This window comes from Streptomyces wuyuanensis, from assembly GCF_900103455.1.
Classification (GTDB): Bacteria; Actinomycetota; Actinomycetes; order Streptomycetales; family Streptomycetaceae; genus Streptomyces; species Streptomyces wuyuanensis.
The window spans coordinates 17,979-30,418 of the sequence record NZ_FNHI01000019.1; the positions used below are offsets into that span (position 1 = coordinate 17,979).

The following is a 12,440-nucleotide window of genomic DNA, read 5'->3' on the forward strand; positions in this document are numbered from 1 at the left end:
TCGTTCGAAGCGGCCGAGTACATTGGGCGGACAGAGAAGCGCCGCTTACGGCCCCTGCTCCTGCGGATTCAGGAGAGGCGGGCGGTCGTGAGGGTGAGGCCCGGACGGAGTTCGCCGCAGCCTGCGTTGGGGTTCCTCTCGTACCGGTTCAGCACCCTCGGCACCTCTCGGGCGGCCCATGACCTGGTGGCGGCAAGCCGCTGTGGGTCGGGAGCGGCGTCTGCGCGCACCCAGTCGCCGCCGGTGCCCTCGGAGAAGAGGCGGATGTACCCCGCGGCTGTCAGCCGGGAAACGGTCAGTCCGGGTGTGGTGACCCAGATGCCGTGGGTGTGGATGAAGGTGGGTCGGAGGGTTGTCAAGACGTGGTGCCGCAGGGCGGTCATGTCCCGGTTGGCGTAGGCGTCCGCGATGGTGGGCTCGGTCAGGCCCGCGAGGTCTCTGACGGCGAGGTCGCTCGTGAGGAGAGTACCGCCGAGGTCCGGGGCGAGAAGTGTGCCGTCGGTCAGTTCCAGGCGCTTCGCGTACTCGTTGAACACGGCACCGTATCGGTGGGCGACATGGCACACGGGCAGAGTGGGATGGGCTTGGAATGAGGCGGCGCGCTCCCGTTGCCCGCTCCAGGACACGAGCAACGCCGTGCAGACGGTCACGCCGGCCACGATCCTGGCGCGCTGGGATCCACGTTCCACCTGGTCCGTCAGGGCGATGCCGACGGCGAGCGACGCCAGCGCCCACACCGGCGTCGCGAAACGGAACATGCGCATCCAGTCGGGATTGAGCACACCGAAGGCAGCGAGGGTGAGGGCAAGAGGCACGAGCACGCCCGGCAGTGCCGTCCGCACCGGTCCGGGGCGTCCCAGGGCCACTCCCGTCACCAGAGCGCCGGCCAGCACGGCCGTCCACCCGGCGAACGACAGGAGGGACCCGGTCCCGGCGAATGACTCCCACGTCGGGGTGTCCTGCGCCTTCGCCAGCGCGGTGTTGGGCACGAGCCGGCCGAAGACGGCATAGCGCCAACCGAGGAAGGCGGCATACGGCACGACGAAGGCAGCGACCGCACAAACCGCCGCTCGTGCTGACGCGCCCAGCGTCGCTCGACGCACCCGCAGCAGCACCACCACGGGGTAGGCGGCTGCCAGTACTGCCCCGTCCGGGCGGGTCAGAGCCGCCATCAGCGCCAGAAGACCCGTCACCACAGCGGGCCCTGTGGTGGTGAGCCGGTTCTCCAGCAGGGCACGCGCGAGCACGGCACCCGTCAGCGTGGCCAGCAGGGCGTACAGCGGATTCTCCAGACCGGAGAACATCCAGGCCACGAACGACATGTTGCCGGCGAGGAACACACCGCAGAACAGCACGACGACCCAGGAGTTCGACACCAATCGCCGAGCGACGCGCGAAACGGCGATCAGGATCCCCAGCGTGCACAGGACACCGAGGGCCTTCGGGTACAGGACCTGATCCGGCACACCGAAGTAGGTGCGGTGATCGAACAGGCCCAGACGCCTGCCCAGAACCAGCAGAGCGAGCCAGGTCGGGTTGGAGTAGCCCTCGACCGGGGGCGACCCGGCCTGTTGCACCGGCCCGAGACCCTCGTCGATGCTGCGGGCGTACGCGAAGGTGATCGCGGCGTCGTCGACCACCCAGCGACCGAGCTGCGAGCCCCGCGCGGTGATCAGGACCGTGCCCAGCAGGACGGCTGCCGTGTCGCGAAGCGAGCGACCCATGAGGCCGGATCTCGCGGGCCAGGACCACGCGTCTTTCTGCGCGACGGGGAGGACTTCACGGACACTGGAAGGAGGCAAGGCAAACCCATCGCTCGATCGACCTGGGCATATGAGAGAGCAACGGCCCACCAGGCCCGCCGGTTACGCCCGATACACCGGCAGTGGCGCACACGTGAGGCTCTCAGGCCGGGACGGATGCGCCGTGATCGTCAGCCTTCCGGCAGGGACACTCCTCCACGGACGTACGGCCGTCCGGATCACCGTTGCCGAAACGCCCTCGCAGAACGGCGGCACATGCCCCACGGGCACGGCCGCCGGCCCGTACGGGGTACCTACTCGGCCCTCTCGACGACCACCATCGCGACATCGTCGGCGAGGCAGCCCGCGGCGTGCCGCACCAGTGCTTGGTGGAGCTCGTCCAGGAACTCTCCGGGGGCGCTGCCGCGCACGGCCTCGAAGGCATCGGGCAGCGCGAAGAATTCGTCGTCGCCGTTGCGTGCCTCGATCACACCGTCCGTGTACAGCAGCAGGCGGTCGCCGCGGGCGAACCGATAGGACTCCGCCTTGCCTTCGGAGGGCTCGGCCATGAACTCGTCGAGGCCGAGCGGCGGCAGCGGGCACCATGGCGTCAGGGCCTCCGCCCTGCCGCAGTGGAGCATCAGCGGCGGCGGATGGCCGCGGTTGACGATTTCCACCACCGGCTCCCGCGGGACCTGGGCGACCAGAGCCGTGACGAATCCCTCCAGCCGGGCGTCCGGGTCCACGCCCGGGGACAGGCGCTCCCGTTCCAGGGCCGCCGCGCAGTGGTCCATGACGTCCACCAGGTTCTCCTGGTAGTGGGCGGCCTCCCTGAAGGCCCCCAGCACGGCAGCGGCGGCGCGCACTGCGGGAAGGCCCTTGCCCCGGACGTCGCCGACGATGAGCCGTACGCCGAAGCGGGTTTGTACGGCCTCGTAGAGATCGCCGCCGATCTGGGCTCCGGTCTCCGCCGCGACGTACATGCTGCCCGCGCGCAGCGGGCCGATCCGGGCGGGCACCGGTCGCAGCAGCACCTCCTGCGCGGCGGCGGCGATCCTGCGGATCTGGTTGAGCTCGTTCTCGCTTCGCGTGCGGGCGGCGCTACTGATGGTGATGCTCGCCGTTGACACCAGTGCGAGGGCGAGGAGGTTCGTGTAGACCTGCTGAGTGTGCCAGGCCTGGTTGTAGGTGGCGGTGATCATACTGACGACGAGCGCGAAGGCGGCCGCCGCGATCGTGCCCCTGGGACCCATCGCCACCGCCGCCAGTGCCGGTGTCGCGGTCAGCAGCGGTCCCGTGTACATGACGTGCAGCGGCGTGAGCTCGACAACGACCACCAGGACCGCGATGGCGAAGGGCAGGCATTGCGCGAGCACCCAGAGGACCCGGTGGTGACCGTCCGCTCGCGGGCGCACTGATGAGCGGATGTCCGACCGCATACCCTCAGCCTGCCTGCTCAGGGCACACTCTTCCACTCATCACGGCTCCATGCGTCACGGCCGGCTGCGCTCATCACGGTCAGCACAGGCAGACGGGCCCGCGCGGAGGGTACGAGGGTCTTCATGCACCCCTGCCGGCCGGCCGATGCCGGTCAGCGATGAGTCGGCCGGGCAGCCCTGGTCACCGGCTTCCCGGCCATCGGGGGAGATCGCTGCGCAAGTCATGACCATGCCACCGCCCCGCCCCACACCGGACGGAACGATTCACCGGTCAGCCTGTCACGCGACCCCTCGGACGGGCCCTAGAAACGGTCCGTGCCGAACACATTCCGCGCGGCCGACACCAGCTCGCGGCGTACCCGGATGTGGTCCTCCTTCCGCGTCTCCCTCTCGCTGGCGGCGGCCTCCCAGTGCCGTTGCGTCCTGTCCAGCAGGAGAGCCGCCTGCTCGCTGCCGAATCCGGAAACAGCGTCGAGAGCCTGCGCCGCGTCCGTGAACTCCTGGGACGATTCCCTCTGCGCAGGGGTGAACCGGTCGTCGAGCTCCCAGAGTCTCCCGACCGCCTCTCTTGCCCGGACCGCTGCCGGTTCCCCCTGCTTCGCCCGCCTGCGGAGCTCCTTCACGGCGCGCGCGGCGGGAGCGGCCTGCTGAGCGGTCCAGTACATGCGGCCCACGGCCTTGCGGAGATCGTCGACGGGATCGAGGAGCGCCGCCGGTGCCGCCAGTTCGGCCTCGGCGTGGGCGAGCGTGAACGCGTGCCAGCGCCGCCGGGCGTCCGGGAGGGAGTCCGTGGTGTAGAGCTGGTCCGCCGCTTCCATGCATTCACTCGCGGCTCGCAGGTAGGCCGCGAGGAGCGACCAGCGGCGGTCGTACAGAGCCTGATGGTGCGTAGCCTGCGCCGCTATCTGGGCGGCTTGCTGAGCGGCCCTGGCCTGGGCCTGGCCGCCTCGCGCCTGGACCCATCCTCCGAGCACCGTGCCCAGGGCCGTACCGCCCACGGCGACGGCTCCGATCACGGCCGACGTGACACTCGCGTCCACGTGACACCCCCCTGGTCCGCGTTGTGCAGGTGAGTCCGGGCGGCTCCCGGACCGTCCGGCACACGGCCGCACGACCTTACCCGCGTGAGGGTTCCGTCGGCCTCGCGGCAACATACCGGCAGGCGTGACGGATCGTGCGACCCGTTGTGGTCGCGTCGCCCCCGGGGACGGAACCGGACGAAACAGCGACTCGGCAGACGACCAATCGCCCTGACGGCGATTGCTCTTTCCTTGCCCTGCTCCGCAGGGGTCCGATTCCTCCCCGGCCTGAAGGCCGGGGCATCGTCGGAGGTATCAGGTGAACACGCTGCTGTTGCAGCAGGCCTTGGCCGAGCCGAAGTGAGTGGAGAAGCTCAGCGCCAAGGACCGGCGCGGTCTGACGGCGCTGTTCTGGTCGAACGTCAACCCGTACGGCACCTTCCGCCTGGACATGGACAAGCGCCTCGACCTGGGGACGGTCGCCAACGTGCCCCACCCCCGGGGCCCGGCGGACGCCGCCGACCGATCGCGTGCGGTGACACGAGGAAAGGTGTCCTGAAGCAGACGCGTTATGGTTCGCCCGGGTCAGCCGCAGGGTCCTCTATGCGTCGGTCCAGCGGATCGGGTGACCGGATTGATCGGCGGTCAGCCAGGATCCGTCTCCGAGGAGCTGGATGTCGTAGGGATTCTCCGCGTGCGCATCGAACGCAGCTTGGACCTGGCCGGAGCGCACATCGACGCGGTAGTGGCGGAACCACTCCTGCTCGTCCTCAGTTTCGCCGGCGAGGGTGACGATGACGGTGTCCTGGTTCAGGTAGCCGCCGCTCCATTCCACACAGATCTCGTCCGGGTCGTGTCCGAAGGCGTCGACGGCGAGGATGAACGTCACCTCGCCGTCCGGGTAGGTGTGGATGGCGACGTCGGCCTGCTCGTGGGCGACGGTCACGAACTGGCGTCCGTCGGGCGCCAGGTCGATGAGGCACCGGTCGCTCCAGGGATAGCGGATGAGATCCATCCGGCCGTCGGCCACCGACGCGCGGTAGATGACCGAGCCGTCCTGTCCTTCTCCCACATCGAGGAACACCTGATCGCCCGCTGGGTGCATCAGATGCTGACCACCATGGCCGACTGTGTCCAGATCCGCCTGCGCGATGACCGCTCCGGTCCCAGCGTCCAGGGCAACCCACTGATCGGGGCGGTTACGACCGGCCATGGCATCAGGCCGGTAAACCCAGACCACAAGTCCGTCCAACGACAGCACGCAGCTGGGCCGGTGCCCGAATTGCTGGTCTGACTGCGGCTCGAACTCCGACCGCCAGACTTCGGTCCCGTCTGCTGTCACGCAGACAACTGCGTCCAGGGTCGTGTAGTAGGCGCGCTGGAGATCTGCGGGAACGGCGTGGTCGACGACGTCATCCTCGGCAGACGGCCGACAGATCATGGCGGGTGACAGCACACCTCCGACATCGGCAGCCAGGTCATAGGCGCAGATGCTTCCGTCAACGAGCCGCGTGATGACCTGGAGGGGTCGAGTGGATTGAGCCATGTCAGGAGGTTAGCCTCCAGCGGATCTTCAAGAAGCCATCGTTTTCTGAAGGTCTGGCGCTCAAGACCGAACAGCCGCGACACGCCTTCAAAAACTCCCTCAGAAACCCGGACTGCAACAACCCTGTGCACATCGTTGCTTGAGAAGATCTCGTGCGTAACGCCCCCTCCTGGAGCCCTCCGAACTCCTCACGCCCTCGCCCGCCGTCCTCACCGACATCCGGATCGGCTACGCGAGGGTGTCGACCGGCAGGCAGAAGCTCGACTGTCAGATCGACGCGCTCACCACGGCGGGATGCCGCCGCATCTTCGCCGACAAGAAGTCCGGCAAGAACGACCTGCGACCCGAGCTGAAGGAGTGCCGCGCCTTCCTCACCCCTGGCGACACCCTCGTCGTCCCCGCGCTCGACCGCTACGGCCGCAGCCTCCAGGACCTCGTCAAGATGGTCGCCGAGCTGCGTGAGCGCGGCATCGGCTTCCGGTACCTGCACGAGGCACTCGACACCACCACCCCCAGCGGGCGCCTGATCTTCCACGTCTTCGCCGCCCTCGCCGAGTTCATCCGCGAACTCATCGTCGCCGGCACCCACGAGGGCCTCGCAGCCGCCCGCGCCCGCGGCAAGGTCGGCGGACGCCCCACGGTCGTCAACGAGGACCTCATCCGCGCAGCCCGCGACATGCTGCCCGACCCGGAGAACAGCGTCACCACCATCGCCAAGATCCTGGGCGTCTCCGTCGGCACGCTGTACCACCACATCCCGGACCTCAAGGAGCTGCGGAACTCCCGCGTCCCACGACTGATGGAGGGCGGCAAGTAGCCCCGCAGCCACTTTGCACCGTGGGTCAGAGACAGGAGACCGGGGCCCTACTCGGCCGTCGCCCTGCCCGCCACCGCTCCCGGCCGCCCCCGATGCGGTCCAGTATCCGTCCCGACACGGCCAGTTGCCGCCCGCTGCTCCCACGCCGGATGCCCGAGGGATGCCCGAGGGATGCCCGAGTAAAGATAGTAGCCATGGACATAGTAGCCATGTACTTTGTTCCGCATGAGCAAGGGCACACCGGGTCCCACGCCCGGTTTCCTGGTATGGCGGCTCGCCAACAAGTGGCGCGTCGCGGTCGATCGCGCGGTGGCTCCGCTGGGGCTCACCCACGCCCAGTACTCGCTGGTCGCGTCGCTGTACGGCATGCAGCGCGCCGGTGAACGGCCCAGCCAGCGCCGACTCGCCGACCACACGGGCCTGGAGGCGCTGTACGTCTCGAAGCTGGCGCGCGCCCTGGAATCGGCCGGCCTGATCGAGCGCACCCGAGATCCCCGCGACCCGCGCGCCGTACAGCTTGCGCTGACCGAGCCGGGCCAGGCCGTCACGATGCAGGCCATCGCGGTGGTCCAGGGACTGCTTCAGCAGCTGCTGGAGCCGCTCGGCGGTCTCGACACCCCACGGACACGCGCGTTCACCGACGAGCTGACGCTCCTGCTCGACGCACCTCTCGCTCCATCCGTACCGAACGACGAGAGCACTCAGGGGACAACACCATGACCACCACCGCATCCACCACCACAGCGCCGGGCGGCGGCGCGCCCGGCGCCGACGCCCGCGCCCTGGGCCTGGCCCACCACGCCGCCCGCGGCGTGCTGGAGCATGTTCTGGCCCGGCACGGCATCACGTTCCGGCAGCAGATCGCCCTGCGCGCCGCCGTCACCGCCGACGCCCCGCAGACGCCGGACGATCTCGTCACCCAGGTCCGCGCCTCCCTCAAGGCCGACCCTGCCGACATCCGCACCACACTCGACGAGTTGCTGGCCGGGCAACTGCTCGTCACGGACGGCACGCAGCTTCGGGCCACCGACTCGGGACGCGAACTGCTCGCCGCCGTCGGCGCGGAGACCGCGCCCATCAGCGCCCGTATCTGGGGCGGCATTCCCGCCGAGGACCTCGCCGCCGCCGGCCGCGTCCTCACCATGGTCACCGAGCGCGCCAACACGGAGCTGGCTGCGCTGACCGGCTGACCGCCCGCGTCCGGTCGGCATTCCGGAGGCGGGGCCGAGCCGTGAACCCCCGTTCGGAAGAAGGGCACACGGGGCGCTGTTCCGCGTTGCCCAGGCCGAGTGATGCGCCCGGCGCGATGCCGCGCTCCGGGGCAGCGACAGCACGTCACGGCTGGACCGGTGCCGCGGTCGCCCGCGGCACCGGTCCGTACGTCATCTCAGGCCGTACGCACGGATGACGGTCTGGGTGACCGAGCCCCCCGTCTCGTCCGTGGCGGTGGTCCGCAGTGACACGAACGACGCGGAGGCGGGTGCGGCCGGGAAGGCCTTCCAGGTGCCGTCGCGGTGCACGGCCTTCTGCCGGTGCCAGGTGGACCCGTCGTCGTAGGAGACCTCGATCCGGACGGAGGTCACCTCGGTTTCCGGGGCGCCGAGGACCACGGGAGTGATCGCGACGGCCGCGTTGCGGCGGGCCCGTCCGTCGGCGTCCAGGTCGACGTCGTAGTCGAGTTGGACCAGCGCGATGGTCTTCTCCTGCGATTCCCCGGAGACGAACGACCACTCGGTGTGCGTGGTCGTCGAGTAGGGGCCGAGCGCGGAATCGTCGTTGGTGGCGTCGACCACGAGCCGGTACGGCAGCCGCTCCGGAGCGAGGCCCGTGGCGTATCCGCTGTCGTAGTCCGATTCGGAGAGCACGGTGTCGCCCTGGTGGAGTGACGCTCGCTGGGACAGGCCTCTGCCGTACCCCTCGCCGGCGTGGGACGTTCCGCCGTCGCCCCATGCGCGCGTCCTGAAGTACAGCACGCTGCCGTCCCGCCGCACCGGCAGGTCCTCACTGATCATCCGCGGCCGCGTGATGGGGGTGAGCCACCGCTCCTCGCGCGTATCGGCGGAGGGATACACGGCCCGTTCCGACACCTCGCTCAGCACGTCCTGGACGGTCACCTGCTGCTGCCACCCGATGTCGCCGCCCGTGGATACCCAGTCGGTGCGCGGTCCGCGCGCCACGGGCTCGGCGAGGAAGCTCCACACGCCGCCGAAGACATAGCGCGGATAGTCCATCCGGGTCTCCGTGACAGGGCTGTTCCCGCCCTGTCCGAAGGTGACGTTCACCCGGGCCAGGTTCCGGGAGTCGGCCCGGTGTGTCAACTGCCGCGTCGGACACCGTCTTGATGGGGGACCTTTGAAACGGCCGGGGCTGCTCCTCGCTCCACTTGCTTGGCCTTTCAACTGATCGTTCCGCGAAACTTGATCGGCGCCGAGCCTGCTGATTGGTTGGTCGGCATGACTGAACTCGGACCCGTCGCCTGGCCGCCTGCCCCGATCGAGACCGAGCGGCTCGTGCTCCGAGAGCCCGAGGCCCGGGACCGTGCGGCGTTCATCGAGCTGCTGGCGTCGCCGGAGGTGCACACCTACCTTGGCGGCCCCCGGCCGCGCGGCGAACTCGAGCGTGAGGTGCCCGAGGTGCCCGCGCGGTGGCCGGGAAGTTTCGTCGTTGATCTCGACGGGGCGGTGATCGGCCAGATCCTGCTCAGGAGGGCAGCGGAGCATCTTCGCCCGGCTGCTGCGGGGAAGGCCGACCTCGGCTACCTGTTCCTGCCGCGGGCGTGGGGATTCGGGTATGCCGCCGAGGCGTGCACGGCGGCACTCGACTGGTTCGACGGCGTCCTTCCCGGCGAGCCGGTGGTGCTCACCACCCAGTCCGCCAACGTCCGCTCGATGCGCCTCGCGGCAAAACTGGGGTTCACCGAGGCGGAGCGGTTCCAAGCCTGGGACGCCGAGCAGTGGCTCGGCTTGCGGTCCCCGGTCAGGCCGTCCGCTTGAGCTCGTGCTCGACCACGCGGAGCCACGCCGCGACGGGCACTGCTGAGACGGAGCCCAGCGCGACCGAAACGTGGACGAAGCCACGTCGGGTGCCTGACGCCACTGGCCGGCGGTCCGCTCACCGTTCGGACAGGCCCGGATCGTCTTACGGTCCGGGCCCAGACGCCGGCGAGCGCGAAGTCACGGCGGCGGGCGCCCACCCGGCATCAACCGCGCGGCACACAAGCAACGCGACACCGTCGTACGCTGCATCACTCGCCTCAAGCAATGGCGCGGCCCGGCCACCCGCGAGGAGAAGTCTCGCCACGGTCTGCCTGCCGGCCTCCTCATCGCGGGAACCCACCTCTGGTCCGCCCGCTGAAAGAACGGACGGCTCACGGCCGGAGGCACTGCCCCTGTGGATCGAAGCAGATGGCGGAGAGCCCACTTTGTGGTCCAGCATGACTCAATGGTCACGCTTGAGACTCCCCGCTTGATCCTGCGTCGCTGGCGCGAGGAAGACGTTGCGCCCATGGCTGCGATCAATGCCGACCCCGAGGTCATGCGGTGGATCCGTGATGGCAGCGTCCGTGACGAACGGCAGACCCGCGGCGGGATCCAGGCATGGGAGAGCGAGTGGGAGTCACGCGGCTTCGGCCTGTTCGCCGTGGAGATCCGGTCCACCGGCGAGCTGGCCGGGTTCACAGGCCTTTCGGTGCCCGACTTCTTGCCGGAGGTACTGCCGGCGGTTGAGATCGGCTGGCGGCTGGGACGTTCCCACTGGGGGCAGGGCTTGGCCACCGAGGCCGCTGCGGCCGCTGTACGGTTCGGGTTCGAAGAGCGAGGGCTGAAGCGGATCGTCAGCATCACTCAGGTGGGCAACGACGCCTCCGAACGGATCATGACCAAACTGGGAATGCATCCGTTCCGTGAGACCGTCAATCCCACCGGCGGCCGGCGGGTCCGGGTGTTCGAGTTGTCGTCGGACCAGTACGTCACAACCCCTCGTTGAAGGCGCCAACGAGGACGGTAGCCCCGTACCGACCGCGAGTCAGAGGCGGACGGTCATCTCCACGGTCACATCGTCACCCACCGAGATGCCCTGTGGCTTGCGCACGGCGACCTTGAGCGGCAGCAGGTAGCCACCGTCCTTGGGGAACAGCGATGTTGTGAAAGCGGTCCCGCCGATCCGGCACCCGACGGGGATGACGCCCCACCCGTACGTGGCCATCGCGGCCACTTCGCCGATGTCGGCGGACTGCTCGTCCGGTACGGGGACGAAGTAGTACGGCGCAGGCCCGCGCCATTCGACGACCCGGCCGGCGAAGACGAGTTCCATGAGGTCGGTCCCCAATCCCTTTCCTGCCGGCGATCGCGACGCGCCAAGAGTACCTGCGGCCTCCGTCGGCCGACGAAGGAAACCCGTCACATCGTCGCTCCGTCTTCCGCCGCGGCCCGGGGCCGGCCCGGGCCTCCGCCGAGATCGCGCAGGCGGTCAGCACCGCGGGCGGGCTCCGCTCGTACCCGGCACTCTCCTGGCGGGCGACGGCGGGCGCACCGACCGGATCGTCGCCCTCCGGCCGGGCGTCGCCGACTCGGGGAACGCCCCGGCAGTGCGCCGGGAACGCCCTCGCACGCCCCTCCCGCGGTGCTGACCGCGAGCCGGCGGAGAGACGACCATGAAGTGCCGCGGTGTTCGCCCGGCGGCGGGGAATCGGTGAGACCGACTTTCAGGGGGATCGATGGCTCAACGCTGGCTCGTGACGGGGTGTTCCTCGGGGCTCGGGTACGCACTGGCCGATGCGGCCGCTCAAGCAGGCCACCGGGTGGCGGTCACGGCTCGCAGGACCGAGGCGATGGACGGGCTGGCCCGGGCATGGCCGGGCCGGATCACGCCCCTCGCCCTGGAGCTGCGGGACGCGGCCCAGTGTGCGGAGGCCGTACACACCGCCGCCGACGTGCTCGGTGGCATCGACGTCCTCGTCAACAATGCGGGAGGCGGACTGTTCGGCACGGTCGAGGAGCTGTGCGACGACGAGGTCCGGGATCAGCTGGAAACCCTGGTCGTCGGGCCGTGGCGTCTGACTCGCCTCGTCCTGCCGCTCATGCGGGCCCAGGGCCACGGGCACATCGTGAACGTTTCCTCGGTGGCCGGCCGGATGGCCTTCCCGGGGCTGGCCGCGTACGTGGCCGGCAAGCACGCCCTCGAAGGCATGAGCCAGGCGCTGGCCGCCGAAGTCGCCCCGCACGGCGTCCGCGTCACCGTAGTGGCACCGGGGCACTTCGCCACCCGCTACGGGACAGCCCTCGGTGAGGCGCGCCACCGGCTCCCGGCGTACGCGGAGTTGACCGGCGACATGCTCGACGCCTGCCGAGGCATGGCGGACGACCCCGCCGCCGGACGGCCCGAAGACTTCGCGACCCGGGTCCTCGACATCGTCCGCGCCGGCGCATCGGCGCCCCTGCGGATTCCCGTCGGCGACGATGCCTACGCGTACCTGGACATCGCCGAGCGGGCGGCACGAGAGGAGCTGGCCGCCGCCCGCGCCCTCACTCGGGCCGCGCCGTCGCCCCAGGGTTGACGCATCGCATCGTGAACGTGCCTTTTGGGCAGGTCGGTTGTGTCCCCAGGGCCGCTCCCGTCCGTGTCGCCGCCCGCATCGTGCCCGGGCGGCGTCATGGGCGACGCGCAGGAGCCTCATGACCGTGCCCTTCGTACGCTCGCCGGGATCGACGGCCGGGATCCGGTCGAGCGCGCTCCATGGCCGAGTCCGGCATGGCGGCGGCCGCCCTCCACGGACCGGGTTCGGCATCACGCGTTCGGGGCCGCGCGGCGGCATCGCCGGTTGAGGCTGCCGCGGTCCGTTCACCGCGAGCGCACGTCCCGGGCGCCGCAGTACCGCCG

13 protein-coding genes are annotated in these 12,440 nt (G+C 70.0%); 7 read left to right on the forward strand and 6 right to left on the reverse strand.

What is annotated here, in order from left to right; genetic code table 11:
- Window positions 1-68: 68 nt before the first annotated feature.
- The 3 genes from BLT82_RS25250 to BLT82_RS25260 form a co-directional block, all read right to left on the reverse strand.
- Complete coding sequence (locus BLT82_RS25250) at window positions 69-1,724, reverse strand: hypothetical protein (RefSeq protein ID WP_093658738.1); 1,656 nt, start codon at window positions 1,722-1,724, stop codon at window positions 69-71.
- A 332-nt stretch (window positions 1,725-2,056) separates the two neighbouring features.
- A complete protein-coding gene (locus BLT82_RS25255) occupies window positions 2,057-3,181 on the reverse strand; it encodes a PP2C family protein-serine/threonine phosphatase (RefSeq protein ID WP_093658740.1) in 1,125 nt (374 codons plus the stop codon).
- Between the two features lie 302 nt (window positions 3,182-3,483).
- Complete coding sequence (locus BLT82_RS25260) at window positions 3,484-4,221, reverse strand: hypothetical protein (RefSeq protein WP_093658742.1); 738 nt, start codon at window positions 4,219-4,221, stop codon at window positions 3,484-3,486.
- Between the two features lie 343 nt (window positions 4,222-4,564).
- Here BLT82_RS25260 and BLT82_RS25265 point away from each other — a divergent pair, with 343 nt between their 5' ends.
- Complete coding sequence (locus tag BLT82_RS25265; protein ID WP_208868032.1) at window positions 4,565-4,759, forward strand: hypothetical protein; 195 nt, start codon at window positions 4,565-4,567, stop codon at window positions 4,757-4,759.
- Between the two features lie 42 nt (window positions 4,760-4,801).
- Here the strand turns inward: BLT82_RS25265 and BLT82_RS25270 are convergent, their stop codons facing one another.
- Window positions 4,802-5,746, reverse strand: coding sequence for a hypothetical protein (locus BLT82_RS25270; protein ID WP_093658744.1), 945 nt, complete (start codon window positions 5,744-5,746; stop codon window positions 4,802-4,804).
- A gap of 223 nt (window positions 5,747-5,969) precedes the next feature.
- On the opposite strand from BLT82_RS25270, the gene BLT82_RS25275 reads away from it, so the two are divergent.
- The 3 genes from BLT82_RS25275 (at window position 5,970) to BLT82_RS25285 (ending at window position 7,753) form a co-directional block, all read left to right on the forward strand.
- Complete coding sequence (locus BLT82_RS25275; RefSeq protein ID WP_208868034.1) at window positions 5,970-6,563, forward strand: recombinase family protein; 594 nt, start codon at window positions 5,970-5,972, stop codon at window positions 6,561-6,563.
- 225 nt (window positions 6,564-6,788) lie between these two features.
- Window positions 6,789-7,283: a MarR family winged helix-turn-helix transcriptional regulator gene (locus tag BLT82_RS25280; RefSeq protein ID WP_093658748.1), complete on the forward strand. Its 495-nt coding sequence runs from the start codon at window positions 6,789-6,791 to the stop codon at window positions 7,281-7,283.
- A complete protein-coding gene (locus BLT82_RS25285) occupies window positions 7,280-7,753 on the forward strand; it encodes a MarR family transcriptional regulator (RefSeq protein WP_093658751.1) in 474 nt (157 codons plus the stop codon). The genes BLT82_RS25280 and BLT82_RS25285 overlap by 4 nt, the downstream gene beginning before the upstream one ends.
- A gap of 192 nt (window positions 7,754-7,945) precedes the next feature.
- On the opposite strand, the gene BLT82_RS25290 is transcribed toward BLT82_RS25285, so the two are convergent.
- Window positions 7,946-8,845: a hypothetical protein gene (locus tag BLT82_RS25290; RefSeq protein WP_093658753.1), complete on the reverse strand. Its 900-nt coding sequence runs from the start codon at window positions 8,843-8,845 to the stop codon at window positions 7,946-7,948.
- A gap of 171 nt (window positions 8,846-9,016) precedes the next feature.
- Here BLT82_RS25290 and BLT82_RS25295 point away from each other — a divergent pair, with 171 nt between their 5' ends.
- On the forward strand, window positions 9,017-9,556 hold the full coding sequence (locus tag BLT82_RS25295; RefSeq protein ID WP_093658755.1) for a GNAT family N-acetyltransferase: 540 nt from the start codon (window positions 9,017-9,019) through the stop codon (window positions 9,554-9,556).
- 448 nt (window positions 9,557-10,004) lie between these two features.
- The gene (locus BLT82_RS25300) at window positions 10,005-10,547 is read left to right on the forward strand and encodes a GNAT family N-acetyltransferase (protein WP_093658942.1); all 543 of its coding nucleotides are present in this window, start codon (window positions 10,005-10,007) and stop codon (window positions 10,545-10,547) included.
- A gap of 39 nt (window positions 10,548-10,586) precedes the next feature.
- Here BLT82_RS25300 and BLT82_RS25305 read toward each other — a convergent pair whose 3' ends face one another.
- Window positions 10,587-10,874, reverse strand: a complete 288-nt coding sequence (locus BLT82_RS25305; RefSeq protein ID WP_093658944.1) for a DUF1905 domain-containing protein — start codon at window positions 10,872-10,874, stop codon at window positions 10,587-10,589.
- Between the two features lie 403 nt (window positions 10,875-11,277).
- Here BLT82_RS25305 and BLT82_RS25310 point away from each other — a divergent pair, with 403 nt between their 5' ends.
- On the forward strand, window positions 11,278-12,117 hold the full coding sequence (locus tag BLT82_RS25310; RefSeq protein ID WP_093658757.1) for an SDR family oxidoreductase: 840 nt from the start codon (window positions 11,278-11,280) through the stop codon (window positions 12,115-12,117).
- Window positions 12,118-12,440: the final 323 nt, after the last annotated feature.